Source organism: Methylophaga sp. F-2 (assembly GCF_056859315.1).
The window spans coordinates 1-13,684 of the sequence record NZ_JBSXOF010000007.1 but is presented as its reverse complement, the minus strand read 5'-3'; the positions used below and the strand labels follow the sequence as shown (position 1 = coordinate 13,684).

General features: G+C 58.0%; 15 protein-coding genes. 9 read left to right on the top strand and 6 right to left on the bottom strand.

Features of this window, described 5'->3' with window-relative positions; translation table 11 throughout:
• Positions 1-35: 35 nt before the first annotated feature.
• The 3 genes from AC13DA_RS00520 to AC13DA_RS00510 form a co-directional block, all read right to left on the bottom strand.
• Positions 36-1,838, bottom strand: a complete 1,803-nt coding sequence (locus tag AC13DA_RS00520; RefSeq protein ID WP_008294913.1) for an ATP-binding protein — start codon at positions 1,836-1,838, stop codon at positions 36-38.
• Complete coding sequence (locus tag AC13DA_RS00515) at positions 1,835-3,010, bottom strand: SIR2 family protein (protein ID WP_008294914.1); 1,176 nt, start codon at positions 3,008-3,010, stop codon at positions 1,835-1,837. The genes AC13DA_RS00520 and AC13DA_RS00515 overlap by 4 nt, the downstream gene beginning before the upstream one ends.
• 127 nt (positions 3,011-3,137) lie before the next feature.
• Positions 3,138-3,425 (bottom strand): helix-turn-helix domain-containing protein, encoded by a 288-nt coding sequence (locus tag AC13DA_RS00510; protein WP_008294915.1) that lies wholly within the window; start codon positions 3,423-3,425, stop codon positions 3,138-3,140.
• A gap of 285 nt (positions 3,426-3,710) precedes the next feature.
• Between AC13DA_RS00510 and AC13DA_RS00505 the strand changes: the two genes are divergently transcribed.
• The 9 genes from AC13DA_RS00505 (at position 3,711) to AC13DA_RS00465 (ending at position 11,094) form a co-directional block, all read left to right on the top strand.
• Positions 3,711-4,040, top strand: coding sequence for a DUF2958 domain-containing protein (locus AC13DA_RS00505; RefSeq protein ID WP_008294916.1), 330 nt, complete (start codon positions 3,711-3,713; stop codon positions 4,038-4,040).
• Between the two features lie 322 nt (positions 4,041-4,362).
• The gene (locus tag AC13DA_RS00500; RefSeq protein WP_008294918.1) at positions 4,363-5,160 is read left to right on the top strand and encodes a DUF2285 domain-containing protein; all 798 of its coding nucleotides are present in this window, start codon (positions 4,363-4,365) and stop codon (positions 5,158-5,160) included.
• 83 nt (positions 5,161-5,243) lie between these two features.
• Positions 5,244-5,528, top strand: coding sequence for a helix-turn-helix transcriptional regulator (locus AC13DA_RS00495; protein WP_023660033.1), 285 nt, complete (start codon positions 5,244-5,246; stop codon positions 5,526-5,528).
• Between the two features lie 26 nt (positions 5,529-5,554).
• The gene (locus AC13DA_RS00490; protein ID WP_008294920.1) at positions 5,555-6,400 is read left to right on the top strand and encodes a replication initiator protein A; all 846 of its coding nucleotides are present in this window, start codon (positions 5,555-5,557) and stop codon (positions 6,398-6,400) included.
• 205 nt (positions 6,401-6,605) lie between these two features.
• A complete protein-coding gene (parA, locus tag AC13DA_RS00485; RefSeq protein WP_431522808.1) occupies positions 6,606-7,325 on the top strand; it encodes a ParA family partition ATPase in 720 nt (239 codons plus the stop codon).
• A complete protein-coding gene (locus AC13DA_RS00480) occupies positions 7,322-7,573 on the top strand; it encodes a hypothetical protein (protein WP_008294922.1) in 252 nt (83 codons plus the stop codon). Before parA ends, AC13DA_RS00480 begins: the two co-directional genes overlap by 4 nt.
• Positions 7,570-8,103 carry a DUF2840 domain-containing protein gene (locus AC13DA_RS00475; RefSeq protein ID WP_008294923.1) on the top strand — a complete coding sequence of 178 codons (534 nt, stop codon included), beginning with the start codon at positions 7,570-7,572 and terminating at the stop codon, positions 8,101-8,103. The genes AC13DA_RS00480 and AC13DA_RS00475 overlap by 4 nt, the downstream gene beginning before the upstream one ends.
• Complete coding sequence (locus AC13DA_RS00470; protein WP_023660032.1) at positions 8,100-8,687, top strand: S26 family signal peptidase; 588 nt, start codon at positions 8,100-8,102, stop codon at positions 8,685-8,687. Before AC13DA_RS00475 ends, AC13DA_RS00470 begins: the two co-directional genes overlap by 4 nt.
• Positions 8,688-9,099: 412 nt before the next feature.
• On the top strand, positions 9,100-11,094 hold the full coding sequence (locus AC13DA_RS00465; RefSeq protein WP_008294925.1) for a relaxase/mobilization nuclease domain-containing protein: 1,995 nt from the start codon (positions 9,100-9,102) through the stop codon (positions 11,092-11,094).
• Positions 11,095-11,177: 83 nt separating this feature from the next.
• Here the strand turns inward: AC13DA_RS00465 and AC13DA_RS00460 are convergent, their stop codons facing one another.
• Genes AC13DA_RS00460 through AC13DA_RS00450 form a run of 3 tightly spaced genes read right to left on the bottom strand, consistent with a single transcriptional unit; the run spans position 11,178 to position 13,518 of the window.
• Positions 11,178-11,696, bottom strand: coding sequence for a flavin reductase family protein (locus tag AC13DA_RS00460; RefSeq protein ID WP_023660031.1), 519 nt, complete (start codon positions 11,694-11,696; stop codon positions 11,178-11,180).
• Between the two features lie 3 nt (positions 11,697-11,699).
• Positions 11,700-12,587: a sugar phosphate isomerase/epimerase family protein gene (locus AC13DA_RS00455; RefSeq protein WP_004350834.1), complete on the bottom strand. Its 888-nt coding sequence runs from the start codon at positions 12,585-12,587 to the stop codon at positions 11,700-11,702.
• Positions 12,571-13,518, bottom strand: coding sequence for an LLM class oxidoreductase (locus AC13DA_RS00450; RefSeq protein WP_008294927.1), 948 nt, complete (start codon positions 13,516-13,518; stop codon positions 12,571-12,573). Before AC13DA_RS00450 ends, AC13DA_RS00455 begins: the two co-directional genes overlap by 17 nt.
• Between the last annotated feature and the right edge of the window lie 166 nt (positions 13,519-13,684).

Below are 13,684 nucleotides of genomic sequence, written 5' to 3'. Positions count from 1 at the left end.
GCTTATCCTTGAAGGGACTAGCTATTACCATCGAACTAGCTACAGGCATCCTCATTGCCATTAGCAGGTGTGTTCCAGAGCTTTTCAAGGTCTACGTCCTCACTGCTAGGTTGCTTATTACTGGGCAAACGGTCTACTTGTATAACCATTGGTAAATCGAAGGCCGTACCTGTTACCACACAGCAACCTTGAGAAAGCCCTGGAATGAGGCTTCGTGACAGGGAATCCAGCGTTGAAATCGTATTGTCGATCAGGTATAGGTCTCGGTCATTCACTAACCGATGGATGAAGAAGTTGTGCAGTTGGGAAATAATGGTCGGGGAGATGTCGGCGGGGCGCTGACTAGCGATCGTGACAAACATTCCAAACTTGCGCCCCTCTTTGATGATTTCCTCGAACTGCTCTAGTCGATAATCCTTCCAACTTTCGCTTTCTCGAGTGGATTGGTCAGATAGGATGTTGTGAGCCTCATCGACAATGACATGAATCGTTCGGTCGGGAGGAGTATCTACAGCTGCCTTGTGTGCGTTGTAGTAGTGCTTGGCAAATAGCAACGGTAAGACTTTTTTGACTTCGTTGTTGCAGCGGCGTAGAGAAACGACCGTTAGTAACCTTTCGGGTTGTGGAGCATCTCCAATCACAATGACTTTGCGTATACTGGATAACGACGACTCAACGCGCTTGAGTAGTGGCTGAATATGCTCGAACTGGACATAACCTGCATTCAAGTCAGACATCAATTGCAGGTTGACACGAAGAACGAGCTCATCAAATTCGTCGAGACCTTGAATATCTAGTGTGTCTACGGTCGGTGCGATGTGTGCCGCGTATTGATTTCCATCGGGGTCAATGAACGCCCTACAATGGAAACGACCATTGCGGTACCACGTAACCTCCGCCAAGAGATCCTGAACGGCTTGGTTGTTCATGCGCCGAGCAACCGTCCGCATAAGATCTAGCGTTGCGGGTTTAACTTCGCCTGCGCAGAATGACTGGCGGAACTTCATTTTTGCGTAGTTCGCCAATGCAGCACGGTTGCCTCCGTACTTAAGTTTCCCGGAAATGACCCGATTTAGGAATGGTCGCTGCGTGTTGGTGGTCGCTTGGAAAAGTAATGATAGTGTCTCAATATCCCAGAACTCTTGCGGTGCCAATGGGAAGCGGGCATTGAGGTCTTCAGGATCAGGATTTATCAGTGTAGAGAGCTGATAGACAGTTTTGTGTTCCGCTGGGGCTAGCTGCTCGCCCCCATATTCTCCGTTGAAGTCGAGAATAATGAAACGGCTCTTCCCAGCAATTAGCTGAAGTTTTTCATCAAATAGTACGGAGTAGAGCTTCGCTAACGTATTGGATTTACCGCTTCCAGTATTTCCAAATATGCCAATATGACTGTTAAAGAGGCGTTTCCATGGAAGCCCGATTGCGATCTCCTCTTTAAGCATGTGCCCGATTTTGAATTCGCCATCAGACTTTCGGTCGAAAATGGATCGGATTCGCTCCTCTGGCATCAGGAATGCAGGGTCCTGAATCATCGGTAAGTACTTTATCCCTTGGGAGAAGCCTGTATGGTCAAAGAATCCGATAGGCCTAACCTCAACCTTCCGCACATAAGACGGCTTACCGTTCCGTGTCTCAATTCGGCTTTCGTCAAGGTATTCACCTTCAACCATGCATATGATGTCCCGAAAACCACGCTGGATAGAAAGATATTCGCGGATAGATACACCTTTGTATTTTTTACCACCGTGAAATAGCGTCTCTTTACTGGACTGTTCGTCGATCTTAAGAATCACCTTAGTGCCATGAACAGCGATGACATCACCCACGCGGATACTCATACGCTTGCTTCGGCTCCATCATCGATTACATCAGATCCTGCCTCAGCCGCAGGCTGTGCCGTTTTGATGGATGCCTCTGGCCATGCCAGAATCTTCTTATTAAACGTTGAGAAATCTATGGTTTCCCCATCGATGCCAAGACACTGGACGTTGCGGTAGCCCTTGAATTTCTCACACATCACTTGGTATTCAGCAGTATTAAAGCAGCATACAAATACTTGTAGTCCCGGATTTGACAAAGAGCGCATCACAAGATTGAGGATGTGCTCGTCAGCGAAGGAAAAACCGAAGGTAATAAGTACTGCATTTGGCTTCTCAAGTTCATAACTGAGCAATCGGAGCATCTGGTAATAGTGCTCCTCATACACGGTTTCATGGAATTTCCACTTAGTCGGGTTGACGATGGGCATCTGTTCATACTTCGCCCAAAATACAGACAGGGCATCGTCATCAAAATCTGGCTCTTGCAAATCTTCTAGCGTGGCGGTGGAGCTATCGAGAACGTCAGAAAACTGCTGCAACGCAGTTGTCAAATCCTCGCTCAACAAGGATTCTTTGGACAAAATATCGTAATCGACCAAGATGGCCCCGTCTGTTTTGCTCCAGTACACCGACCCGTGGAGATGGATCAGGTTGATCTGTGGGATGCTGGTTTGATAACGGCCGAAGACACCAGTTTGGCAAAGGTAAGAACCGAAATTTCGAGCCTGTAATATCCGCTTAGTAAATCCACGCGAACCATCGTTCAAGATAAAGTCCGTGTGCCCCTCTTTGAGCAATTGGTCGGCCACAAGCGGAAAGCATCCATCGTAATTCGTTGTGAAGACGTTGCAACAGCGATCCAATGCCTTTCGCCGCTTGACCATCTCTAAAATCGTAGTGAGAAAAGTACGATAGTTCTCAATGACCTGGTTACCGGAGTCGGTAGCCGTTGCTGTTTCGAGCGTGAGTTGTTCTGCGGGCCTGATGCAGGTGGAATAATAGTGCATGAACAACGGAACGAAACGTCGGTCACGTTCTTGCTCGAATTTCGTCGCCAGTTCCTCTAGCGTGAATTTTTCACCATTCTCATTAGATAACTGGAGTTGCAGCGTGGGAAGAAGTCCAAATGAAGCCCCTGAGCCAAACAAAAAATTGACGTCCTTATCGTAAATGTCGCTGATAGAGATCACTTCTTCCTCCAGTATGATTATTTTTCGTCGGCCTACGTGATGTTAGTGATCGATGATTTGTACGCGCAGTCACACCAGTCTGAAGTGTTTACGCACTTTGCGACAGCAAATAGTCAACCTCAGTTACCTAAAGATTGTTTTCAGTAATCTCTTCCAATTCCTGCCGTACTTGTGCAAGGAGTTGATCGGCTTGGTCTTCGCTATCACCAGTATATGCCAACGTCAACAACGTAAGCGGATGCACCTCCATCACCTCGCACAGTTCGGCCAGCTTGCTGAGGGTCGGGCTTTTCAGATCGCGTTCCAAGGTGCTCATATAGGTACGGCTCGACACGTCGGAAAACGCTTCCTGGCTCAAGCCACGCGCTTTCCTGACTGCTTTCAACGCCCTCGCCAATGAGTACTCTGCCGCCACCTATGGTTTCCTCTCAAAAACCAAGATGACAACCTATTGCATCCTATAGGGCTACAATCTATAGTGTTCATTTTGTATTGATTCCCAGTTCCGCGCTTTTACAGAAATCCGGTTTTGCGGATCTCGCCAAATTCGAGGAGTCGTATTTGTGCCTTTCCAGACCTACGCCAATGCGCCTTCACGCTTCTACGCTTCGGCTGATTCGTGGGGTTGCGCTTTTGAGTTTTCACGTACAAATGGTGAAGCGGTTTGGTGGTTCTGCTCCTTTGAGGAAGGCGTGCGGCCATGACTCTGCTCATCACCGACGCGGAGCGTGCGCAATTGATCACCAACGGCGACTCCCTGGACCCGATGCCAGTCGTGCGGCTGTTCACCCCGGACGCTCACGCTACCTGGCTGCTGGCCTCGCTCGATCCTGCTGACGGGGACACAGCCCATGGCCTGATCGACCTAGGGATCGGGATGCCTGAGTTGGGAACGGTGAAGTTGTCTGATCTGGCGTCCATCGTCGGGCCGCACCGGCAGCCCGTGATGCGCGATCACTACCTCCAGCCGGTGCGGCGGCTGTCGGAATACCTGCGGCTGGCTGAGGAGAACGGCTCGATCATCGACTGAACAATCAGAGACAACGCCAGCGCATTGTGTCTTTTTGGGTCTGGCCTCAGACCGGTTGGGTCTCAATGGCCGGCCTTGCATAGAAATGGTGCGCACCTGATCGAAACGGTCATGATGTCTGGTGCGGCTTTTGGCAGGCTGGCCGATGCGGCACGCCATTTTGGGGCAGGCCGCCGTCGCATTCGGACGAAACTTGCAATAGCTCGGAGCCAATCGGTCTTGACACTAACAGTTTATCGTTGGACCCATGACATTCTGATGATCGCTCCATAGCACGAGTATCCGCCGTGGCGACGTACCTCAAGCCGAGGGAGGTTGCGCCATGGCTGATCGCAGCTCTGAGTATTGGTATCCAGCGGCGGCCTATCTCTATGCTCTGCACTTAGATGGCCCCGCGCTGGCGTGGGAATACCTGCGCCGTCATCCTGACTATCGCCAAGACTGGCTACGCCGTCGGCGCCGGTCGGACGCGGCGCTGCGCTGGGGCTTACGCCTGCTGGAAAACCCGGCGGTGGATGCGCGCGAAGCGCATCCAGCTTGGTTTCCCGATCACGATGCAGTACTCCAACTCTATCCAGATGTCGACCCACCGCTCGATACGGAAGTCTTCACGCTTTGGCGCCTTCCGGGCCACAAGCACCTGATCCATGATGGGCGGCGATTGATACTGGTGGCCCGCTGGCCGGGTGCCTGTCTGCACTTCGCTTTGGCGCCCGACCTGGCCGATGGCATGGCTTACGCCTATGCCATTCGAGCATCCGGCACGTCCCGCGCACGCTGCCAGGTGTTGTCGGCCTCGCTGGGTAAGTTGGCAACCGTCACCGGCATCCCTCCTGTCGCGCTGACAGGACCTCGGCCATCTCTGGCGCCTCTGTTGGAACTACACACCTTGCAGGCACTCGACGCGACCTTGGCCGGCGCGTCATTGCGTGAAGTAGCCGAAGGGCTCTTCGGGGCCGATGCCGTCGCCGATGACTGGCATGCCGACAGCGCTTTGCGCGCCCGCGTGCGTCGACTGGTTCGCCGGGGTAATGCGCTGATGCGCGGCGGCTATCGCCGCTTGGTGCAACTTCCTCCGGTTGAGCAGGGACGCGCTGCGGTTACCGCAAAACGTCCCTGAACAAGAGTCCCATGTTTCTTGAGACTGCCTCCATCCGGTCACGCTGTGTGGCCGGTCGTTTTCAACCGATGGAGGTACATCCCATGCGACCCGCTCCTTTACGACCCGCCGCCGTTACTGCCGCTGCGCCCGCGCAGCCACAACGCTACCTAACCAACGACGAAGCCGCCGAATATCTACGTCTGTCGCCGCGTACGCTGGAAAAGCAGCGCGTGATCGGTGGCGGGCCGAAGTTCCGTAAGTTTGGCCGCCGTGTCATGTACGCTGTGGCCGATCTTGATGCGTGGGCCGATGCGCGCAGCTACGAGGCCACCTCCGACCCCGAATACGCCGAACGCCACGCGGGTGACTACCGTGATGGCCGCTGATCAACGGCTCGCCGGTGGCCGTCTCTATGTCCAGTCCATCGCTGCCACTCCGGCAGCAGCGAGAGCAGCTCGACCTGTTCCGCGCACTGCCAGCCGAGGATATGGCACCGCGCGACGCCCAGGACTTGATGGCCTATCCGTTCTTCTCGCTGGCAAAGTCGCGGCGCACAGCGCCGATCGACTTTCGCAGCGGCAAGATCACCATTCGTGTCGAGGGCACGCAGGAACACGGCATCGCCACTATCTGGGATGCCGATATTTTGATCTGGGCCGCCAGCCAGATTGTCGAAGCCCGCGATGCGGGCATCCAGCCGTCACGTCGAATGCAGGCCACGCCCTACGAGATCCTGCGCTTTATCGGGCGCGGTACGTCGCTGCGCGACTACCAGCGCCTCAAAGCCGCATTCGACCGGCTGCAATCGACCACGGTGGCCACCTCCATCCGCGAGACCACCGGGCGGCGCCTGCACCGGTTTTCCTGGATCAACGAGTGGAAAGAACTGGCCGATGCCAACGGCAAGCCGCTAGGCATCGAGCTGATCTTGCCGGACTGGTTCTATGCGGGCGTACTCGATGCTGCACTGGTATTGACCATCGACCCGACATACTTTCGGCTCACCGGCGGTATAGAGCGCTGGCTGTACCGACTGGTACGCAAGCATGGTGGTCGGCAGGCAAACGGTTGGCAGTTCGATGTTCCTTACCTGTATCGCAAGTCCGGCAGCTTGGCGCAGCCGCGCGATTTTGCCCGCGATCTGCGCGCCCTGGTAGCGAAGCAGTCACTGCCTGGTTACGAGCTGTCCATCGAACGCTGGCCCGGCGAACCGGAGATTCTCGCCTTCCGGCCCGTGCCGCAAACGGCACGGGGATAAGTCTGGGGATGGCAGCAGAACAAGCTGTGAACGGGCTCGTGCTATCGGACGCGCTAAGACTCGTGCTATCAGGCGCACCGGTATCGTGCTATCAGCCGCGAGAATTTAGTCTAACAAACTGGTTTATAAATACTTTTTCGGCCCTTAACTTTATATCTAACTTAAAAACTTATCTAACCAATAATAATAAACAGCTATTGAATCGGTGGATAACCGTCAACCAGCAACGACAAAAGCGTTTTTCAGGCTGTTCAAGGTATTACTTTCCTGTACGGAGGGCCGCGCCATGATCGTTGCTTTGCTCAATCAGAAAGGCGGCGTAGGCAAGACTACGCTCGCTACCCACATCGCCGGCGAACTAGCGCTGCGCGGTCAGAACGTCATTCTGCTGGATGCCGATCCGCAAGGATCATCACTGGACTGGACACAGCGCCGAAGCCAGCAAGGTTTGCCCAGGCTATTCAGTGCCGTGGGTCTCGCCCGTGAGACCTTGCATCAAGAAGCGCCAGAACTCGCCAGAAGGGCCGATCACGTCATTATCGATGGCCCGCCCAGGATTGCCGCCTTGGCGCGCTCCGCACTGCTGGCGGCCGAGCGGGTGCTGATCCCGGTGCAACCGAGCCCCTACGACCTATGGGCTTCTGCCGAGATGATGGCGCTGATCCGCGAGGCACAAATGTTCCGCCCGCAGCTCACTGCGGCCTTCATCATCAATCGGCGCGTCAGCACCACGGTGATCGGGCGTGAAGCACGACAGGCACTGGCCGAACAGCCGTTGCCCGTACTGCGCGCTGAAGTGCGCCAGCGTATCGTTTTCGCCGACAGCGTGGCCGCTGGCCGATTGGCACGCGAAACGGCGCCAGACAGCATCGCCGCATGTGAAATCATGGCGCTGGTGGATGAACTGCTGCGGTGGCCGTTATGAGCAAGGCGCACAGCAAACGCGTCGGCATCGGTGCGCGTCCTCCTGCCAATCCACAGGCGGAGGCATGGATTCGCCAAGGCGACGCCGACGCACTCAACAAGGGCGATCTCTACACCGCCCGATTGACCCTCGACATCACGCCTGCCATGCGGGCGCGCATCAAGGTCTCAGCCTTCACGCAGGGCGTGACCGTGGCCGAGTTGCTGCGTGCCTTGCTGGAACGCGAGTTCCCGGAGAACCCATCATGAACACACAGTTTTCTGCCACCCCGGCTGCATCGCCACCGCCGCTCGCCACGCTCCCCGGTCAGGCCGACAGCGCACCGCTGACGCGCGTCTCGCTGGCCTATCTCGAATCCCGCTTCAAGCTTTACCTGCGCTTCGGTGAACCCGTACGCATCATTCGATTCGATCGCTGGCGGCGCGTGGCGGGGTTCCTGCCAAACGCCATATTCTGCCGCATCCGCTGGCAGGCTAATGACTACGGCACTGTGCGTTGGCAACTCATGGTGATGCAGTCTGGTCTGCCGCGAGATGCCATGCAGCGTATCCCTGGTGTGAAGCCCGGCGCGCGTCTTCTGCTGCACACGCAAGGCGACCACAGGGTGCGCACTATGCTGGAACGCATCGACGCTATCGAGGCACAAGATATTGCACCGGCAACGGTGCCGCCCGCGTATTGGCGTACGCTCGCCAATAGGCTTGCTGCGCGTTTACCGTTGCCCGAGTACACCGCCGAGCGGCATGCCGCCTGGCTGGCCGGGAGGGCGCTGCAATGACCGTCGTGTCTAATACTGGCCCCGCATTGCGTTCTCGCTCGCCCTTGAGCGTGCGCATCTTGCTGATAGTTCTTTCCGTCTGCGGTTTAGCTGCATTGGCCTGGGCGTCCTTCGTGCAGCCGTTGCCGCGCCTGATCTACAACCCGTCGGACAGCGTGCCCGTGGGTTGGTATCGCCTCGATCCGCTGCAACACTCGTCCGATTCGCTGTCACATCGGCTGGAAGTCGGCAGCATCGTCCTGACCACATTACCGCCAGAAACGGCTGAGCTCGCCGCGCGGCGTGGTTACCTGCCAGACCACATTCCATTGCTGAAACGTGTGGGTGCAGTCGCACCGCAACATGTATGCATTTCGGCCGATCAGATACGCATCGACGGTGTACTGGTGGCGACTTTGTTGCACACCGACCGGCTTGGCCGGGAGCTACAAGCCTGGCCGCACTGCCGGCAGCTTCAACCTGGCGAACTGTTCCTGTTGAGCGTGACCAACCCAGCGTCGTTTGACAGTCGCTATTTTGGTCCGGTCAGCGTGTCTGCCGTGATCGGTGTTGCGAGCCCTGCCTGGCTGGAGAAACGTCCATGATGGCCGCCGATTTACTGTGGTTCAGCGTGACATCGAAGCTCTTCCTTGATGGCGCGTCGCCGTGTTATCGCGCGTGCAGTGCGCGCGCATCCGTGCTGCCTTCCAACGTGCAGACGTCTTGCCTCGAACATGCCCGACCTGTGGTCGTGGCTCTGTTCGCCGGCGCGCTGGCTGCTAGCAGCATAGCGCCGCCGGGCCGCCGCTGCCCGGAGCGACAGCGAAGGGCAAAGGCGGAAGGCAAGACAAAAGGACGCGGCACCAGGCCGCGTAGAAAGCCTGTCTGCACATGGGGGTGGCGCGGCACGGAGCGGCTTCGCCACCGTGCCGCTTGGGGCGCGAGGCCCGCGCCAATGCAGGCATGTCCCCGTGCTTCGCACGACAGGACACGCCAGAGCTTGCAGGGAGCGCAGCCATGACCGCCCGCCGCGACGACGATTTCCGGGTGCGTCCGAGCGCCCCGAAGAACCGGGGCAAAGGCCAGGGCCAGAGCTTCGTTTCCAAGGTACTCAAGCAGGCGGGCAAGGCCAGCGGCGGCAAGTCCTCGATGCGCCATTCCGCAGCCGGCGGCAGCGGCGCACGCGCCGGCCAGCGGCCCGGCTCGCGCCTGGGGCGCGGCCATACGGCGGCGCGCTTCGCCGGGGCGAAGCTGACGTCCATGTCGCGGCGCGTGACCATCAAGACCCTACTGGTCAATCAACGCAACGCCAGCCCGCAGTCGCTCGCCAAGCACCTGCGCTACATCGAGCGCGACGGCGCCGGCCGCGATGGCGAACCGGGCCGGGCCTACGGGCCGCAGATTGACGATGCCGACCTCGATGCCTTCAAGGAGCGGGCCGACGACGACCGGCACCATTTCCGCTTCATCGTCTCACCGGAAGACGGTGCCGAGCTTGAGGAGTTGCGCACCTACACCCGGCATCTGGTGAACCGGATGGAAGCCGACCTGGGGACGCGGCTGGATTGGGTGGCAGTCGATCACTGGAACACCGACAACCCGCACACCCACCTGATCGTGCGCGGGCGCGACGACACCGGCAAAGACCTCATCATCGCGGGCGACTACATCGCCCACGGCTTCCGCCATCGCGCCGCCGAACTGGCGACGGAATGGCTGGGGCCGCGCACCGAACTGGAGATTCAGCAGACCTTGCAGCGCGAGGTGGAACAGGAGCGGTGGACGAGCCTCGACCGCACATTGCAGCGTGAGGCCGGCGAGGATGGCCGGGTGCAGATCGAGCGCTTCAATGAGCCCCGCCTGCAACGCCAGCGGCTGCTGCTGATCGGCCGACTCCAACGCTTGCAGCGCCTGGGCCTGGCTGACGAGACGCAGCCCGGCACCTGGGCCGTGCATGCCGACGCGGAGAAGACCTTGCGCGCCTTGGGCGAGCGTGGTGACATCATCCGCACCATGCAGCGCGCCATGAGCGGCCAGCCGCGCGAGCTGGCGGTGTTTGAGCCCGGCGACGACGGCCGCACCATCGTCGGCCGCGTGGCCGGCAAGGGGCTGGCCGACGAGCTGCACGACCGCGGCTATCTGGTCATCGACGGCGTGGACGGCAAGGCCCACTACGTCGCTTTGAACGCCCGCGTCGAGCTGGCGAACTATCCCACCGGAGCCGTGGTGGAGGTACGCGGTTCCACCGAGGTGCGGGCGGCCGACAAGAACATCGCCGCGCTGGCGAGCGATGGCCTGTACCGCGCCGATCATCACCTGGCGATCGAGCAAGGCCGAGCCAAGCCCGGCCGCGACCCGCAGGAGGTCGTCGCGGCCCATGTCCGCCGACTGGAAGCCCTGCGCCGGGCCGGCATCGTGGAACGTGTGGCTGATGGACTATGGAAGGTGCCGGACGACCTGGCCGAACGTGGCCGCCAGAACGACGCACAGCGCCTGGGCGGCGTGGCGGTGGAGCTGAAATCGCACTTGCCCATCGAGCGGCAGGCCCGCGTGATCGGCGCGACCTGGCTGGACCAGCAGTTGATCGGTGGCGGTAAGGGGCTGGGCGATCTGGGCTTTGGCGGCGAGACGAAGGAAGCCTTGCAGCAGCGCGCCGACTTCCTTGAAGAACAGGGGCTGGCCCAGCGGCGTGGGCAGCGGGTGATCCTCGCCCGGAACCTGCTGGGGACGCTGCGGAATCGGGAACTGGCAAAGGCCGCCAAGGATATTGCCGCCGAAATCGGCCTAGCGCATCGGCCCGTCACCGACGGGCAGCGCGTGGCTGGCATCTACCGGCGCAGCCTCATGCTCGCCAGCGGGCGCTACGCGATGCTAGACGACGGCATGGGGTTCAGTCTGGTGCCGTGGAAGCCGGTGATTGAACAGCGACTGGGGCAGCGACTTGCCGCGACGGTGCGCGGTGGCGGCGTGGCGTGGGAAATCGGACGGCAGCGGGGAATGGGCATTGGCTAATGCTCGAAGAGTCTCAGCCACATAACCCGGCAGGCTGTCTAGAGATATGCCGAGGCAGTTGTGAAATTCTTCGCTGCATATCTTCAACGGGTTGGATCTATGGCCCGGAAGCGGCCATCCAGATAGACGAGTGGATCGGCATATGCAGATGTGAGCACACGCTCGACACTGGCCAGCATTACCGAGTGGGTGCCGACTGCATGGTGTTCAATCAGCTCACAGAACAGCGAAGCCTGCGCCCCTTGCAGATAGGGCAACCCATTGACTTCATCAAATCGCCAGGCTTCATGATCGAAACGGTCGGTCCCCGTGGCGCTACGGCAGTGCACCGCAAGTACCTCCTGTTCTGCGCGGAGTACATTGATGCAGAACCGTCGAGAAGCCAGCAGCGGCCCATGGATACGGGTTTGCTGACCAATGCACACTAGAACCGTGGGCGGCTCCAGTGAGACTGATGCGAATGAACTGGCGATCATTACGTGTCCGTGGCCATCGGGAGCGATCGACGTGATTAGCGTCACCGTGGAGGCCACGCCGCGCATCGCCTGCCTCAATTGGGCAGCAATCAAAGGGTGTTGGGACATGTAGATGTGCTCAATCATGGGTTACGGGTGTGTTTCACGCTTAGCCCAACCAGGGTGCTTTGTCAGCAAACCCAACATCTCGTCCATCGCGTCATAGGAGCGTTTGAGCGTGCTGTATGGATTCCCCCCGACCAATGTGCCATCATAGCCGACGGGGCCGGTATAACCGAACGACTTGGCAAGTCCAAGAAGTGCGAAGTTGTCGAGTTCTCCTGCATCGAGCGCCTCGAAAGTGGCAATACGACTCCAGCCAAGTGGGCTGCGGGTTGCGCCGCTGAGAGTCAATTCCCGCATGAAGGGTGTTGACGCCATTAACGCTGGCGTCGGGTCTACGGCCTGATAGCCCTCCGTCGGGCTGCCTGCATTGGTTTCGTAGCCATACCAGTGATAGCTTGGAAACACGATGCCGAGATTCGGATGGTTCACGACCGAGCAGATCTGTGCCGCAATGGAGTAATGATCCATCCAGAAGCCCAGATGAAAATACAGCAGGATGTCAATTCCGCGCCGTGCGCAAATCTCAAGTGCCCGACCAAGGAAGTCCTGCAATACCTTGTCGTCCGGTGCCTTTCGATGATTTGAACCGTGGCCTGCCGTCCTGATTCCAAGATTGACAGCCTTCACGCCTTCCATCTCCTCAAGCATCCGCAAGAGTCCTGCGTTGATGGGATGCTGTGGGCCCTGATCCAGGTCGATCACCACATACACGCTAAAGACCTCCAAACCGAAACGATCTTTCACGGTGGATAGACGCTTTGCGGTTTCCCATCGGCTCCCTGACCAGACGGCATAGGTCAGGCCGTCATAACCGATGTCAGCCAGCATTTCGCATTGGACATCGAAGGCATAGGTACCAGCCGAAGAAGTAAAAGCGAGATCCCAGGCAAAAATTTTATGACCGTGCAGCATCCTGCGCCTCCTCCAAATGGGCAGTAGCGTGCGCCGGAAAGTGCGGTACGACATGCTCGCCAAGTTCCTGAACAATCTCATGCGCCGGACGTGTCGCGTATTTCAGGTTGAGGCCAATATGATTAACCCCAATATCGCGCAAGCGGCTGAAGTAGTCAGTAAAGAATCGGTGACCAGCCCGAAACCCGAGGAAGATGGGCGATGGGGGTTCATCGGGATTCTCCGACAGGTCAATATAGAAGGATTGCGTGAAGGGTTTGAATCTTGGTGTCAGCGACCGCCAATTCTTGATTGTCATGGCTTGCTGCGCGATATTTTGGGGATAGTAAAGCCAGCCATCCCCATGCTCGGCAATCCATTCGACCGACTGGCGTGAATGACCAGTCACCATCACGGGAATGTCTCTCAACGCCGGTTTCGGCAGCGTATCTGCACCCGACAAGTTCACTCGGGGCGTGGAGATTTCCGGGAAGTCCTCACGCCAGGCTTGACGCAACACAGTCAATGCTTCTTGGAACAACGTGGCTCGCGCATCCATTGTCTGACCGAAGGCCGGGAACTCTGTTGGCCGATCACCCGTGGCGATACCTAGCACCAGGCGCTGATTTGACAAGCGGTCGATCGAGGCTGCTGCTTTGGCCACAAGCAAGGGATGACGCAGAGTGGTGATGACGCTGCCAGTTGCGAGCGCGATGCGCGACGTCTGTGCCGTGACGTAGCCCATGAATGGCCACAGGTCATGGATGTGACCCACGTCGCCAAAAGACGGGACATTGAGAAATACATCCCTGAAGTAAAGGGCTGCAAAGTTATGAGCTTCAGCCAATTGTGCCGTGCGAATCTGCTGTGCCATGTCCATCTCAGGAATGGCGCCAGGGTAGGACTCGATGGCGAAGAAAAGACCCAGCGTCAGGCTTCCTTCCTGATACATGGTCGAGTATCCACGATGATTTTTGGGGTATACGGATTTAATGGTTGATGGGGCACCTTCACCCCATCAATCTGATACCACCCTCAGATGGTTGATAGATCGACTCCGTAGTTGAGTTCCTCTGCGAAGTCCGGCAGTCCGTAACCGATGGTTTTCTTGTAGAAAG

Coding starts and splice junctions, on each gene's coding strand:
- AC13DA_RS00500 (WP_008294918.1), top strand. CDS start 4,363: ATGGCTGATCGCAGCTCTGAGTATTGGTATCCAGCGGCGGCCTATCTC.
- AC13DA_RS00455 (WP_004350834.1), bottom strand. CDS start 12,587: ATGCTGCACGGTCATAAAATTTTTGCCTGGGATCTCGCTTTTACTTCT.
- AC13DA_RS00475 (WP_008294923.1), top strand. CDS start 7,570: ATGAACACACAGTTTTCTGCCACCCCGGCTGCATCGCCACCGCCGCTC.
- AC13DA_RS00520 (WP_008294913.1), bottom strand. CDS start 1,838: ATGAGTATCCGCGTGGGTGATGTCATCGCTGTTCATGGCACTAAGGTG.
- AC13DA_RS00465 (WP_008294925.1), top strand. CDS start 9,100: ATGACCGCCCGCCGCGACGACGATTTCCGGGTGCGTCCGAGCGCCCCG.
- AC13DA_RS00480 (WP_008294922.1), top strand. CDS start 7,322: ATGAGCAAGGCGCACAGCAAACGCGTCGGCATCGGTGCGCGTCCTCCT.
- AC13DA_RS00450 (WP_008294927.1), bottom strand. CDS start 13,518: ATGTATCAGGAAGGAAGCCTGACGCTGGGTCTTTTCTTCGCCATCGAG.
- AC13DA_RS00505 (WP_008294916.1), top strand. CDS start 3,711: ATGACTCTGCTCATCACCGACGCGGAGCGTGCGCAATTGATCACCAAC.
- AC13DA_RS00495 (WP_023660033.1), top strand. CDS start 5,244: ATGCGACCCGCTCCTTTACGACCCGCCGCCGTTACTGCCGCTGCGCCC.
- AC13DA_RS00470 (WP_023660032.1), top strand. CDS start 8,100: ATGACCGTCGTGTCTAATACTGGCCCCGCATTGCGTTCTCGCTCGCCC.
- AC13DA_RS00460 (WP_023660031.1), bottom strand. CDS start 11,696: ATGATTGAGCACATCTACATGTCCCAACACCCTTTGATTGCTGCCCAA.
- AC13DA_RS00490 (WP_008294920.1), top strand. CDS start 5,555: ATGTCCAGTCCATCGCTGCCACTCCGGCAGCAGCGAGAGCAGCTCGAC.